The organism is Moorena sp. SIO3H5 (assembly GCF_010692395.1).
In the GTDB taxonomy this organism is placed as follows: domain Bacteria; phylum Cyanobacteriota; class Cyanobacteriia; order Cyanobacteriales; family Coleofasciculaceae; genus Moorena.
The window spans coordinates 1-1,230 of the sequence record NZ_JAAHHS010000784.1; the positions used below are offsets into that span (position 1 = coordinate 1).

The following is a 1,230-nucleotide window of genomic DNA, read 5'->3' on the forward strand; positions in this document are numbered from 1 at the left end:
TGATATTTTGACTTAATTTATTGCCAAATAATTTATCCCATTTTTCACGTCTCATTTAGTACTTTATTTTTTTCGTTGGTGATGGCAACTAATGTAAAAAAAAACACCGTTGTCAAGGGTGTTTTTAAAATTGACTATTTTTTTATTTTTTCTTTAGCCCCAAATTTCCTCTAGTTTAACGTGCCAAGTCTCACTGTACCTAGAAATTTGGTCTAATTTCGGAATACTTCTTGCAACAGATTTTACTTCAAAATCTCTGAAGAAAATATCACGCTTCCGTAAATTCATTGATATTGGAAATTCTAATATCTTCGGTTCTTTACTAGGGAATATTTTTATAGATAAAGAAGTTACCTCAGAATTTTCGGATTTATATTTGCATCTTAGCCATGCATAATCATTGGTTTTTGTATTTTCTGGAATGAATATATAGCTAACTCTTAATAAAGAATTAACATCTGTTGCAGTAAATGGAAATTTCTTCCATTCAAAAGGGTTTGGTTCTACAGTTACTAATTGATTCCAAACCCCAAAATCATCATTATGTAAAGGTTCGTGTAAATGTGATTGCAGCTCATTGCAAAAACAAATTGATGAGTTAAAAGCTCAAATTAAAGCAATCCGCCGATGAAAAAGAGACTCTTGAACTGGCAAAATTAAAGGAGGATGTAGATATAACAAATACGGATTTAATAAGAAGTGAACCAGAGTCAGATGCTACTTAATCTTGAGATGTTGGTAGCTATATTACAAACAATTCAATTGATAACACTTTTGGTTGAAGCTAATAGGATGAAGAGACGTTTTAAAAGGTTGAGGAGGAAGAATTATTAGGCTATATTAGTAATGTAAAGACAGCAGTAATACCAATCCGGCAAATTGGTCAACGTTTTCACTTGTAATGCAACTCAGTATTTTCATGTAGATTAAGTGGTCAGAAGACCACTTTTTTTTGTTTATGTATGTCACCCTACCTTATGTTCAAATTACTGTCAGTAATTACTGACAGTAGCGACTGTCAGTAATTTTTATATAAGGGTATTGGCTTTTAGTCTCTTAGAACTTCGGGTAAATTTATTCTCTCAATATCTAATTGCAGATAATGTTCTTTAATGATTTCTTCACTATTGCCAACTAGCTCAGACAATTTATGCAAAGGGTAATCATTATTAGCATGATAACTTATCATGCTATGACGTAATTGATACGGAACTCTATAACGTATTTCCA

General features: G+C 31.5%; 1 protein-coding gene. It reads right to left on the bottom strand.

What is annotated here, in order from left to right; genetic code table 11:
* Positions 1 to 1,048: 1,048 nt before the first annotated feature.
* On the bottom strand, positions 1,049 to 1,230 hold a 182-nt coding region (locus F6K52_RS36505; protein ID WP_364421529.1), incomplete at its 5' end, for a hypothetical protein.